Origin of the sequence: Pseudoalteromonas sp. S3178, assembly GCF_005886985.1 — a bacterium.
GTDB classification, from domain to species: domain Bacteria; phylum Pseudomonadota; class Gammaproteobacteria; order Enterobacterales; family Alteromonadaceae; genus Pseudoalteromonas; species Pseudoalteromonas carrageenovora.
Genome location: NZ_PNCW01000264.1, coordinates 1 through 289, shown reverse-complemented (window position 1 = coordinate 289; position 289 = coordinate 1). Strand labels below are relative to the sequence as shown.

At 39.8% G+C, this 289-nt stretch carries 1 protein-coding gene; it reads left to right on the top strand.

The genetic code is table 11. The annotated features are described in order from the left end of the window. Positions 1-289, top strand: a 289-nt coding sequence (locus CWC11_RS20895) for a hypothetical protein (protein WP_138684181.1), incomplete at both ends; no start/stop codon positions are given.

Genomic DNA, 289 nt, shown 5'->3' with positions numbered 1-289 from the left:
AGACAATATGTCCTACGAAGTTGATAAATCAACTCTCGTTCCACATGCCCTTAATATCGAAGGTAATTATATTCGCAACGTTGTACAGCGTGGTGATAATTATTTTTATTTAAGTGATATGGGTTTTATGGCATATCACAAGCAAGCGAAAACGTCCGTCCAGTTACTTGCCGGTGAATTTAAAAAAATGACCTACCAAGGTCAGCGCGCAATGCTCGTTAGTAAGTCAAATCGGTTGATCAGTTATGACACCTTGTATCAAAGAGTGCTTTGGTCACGTAGCTTCGAC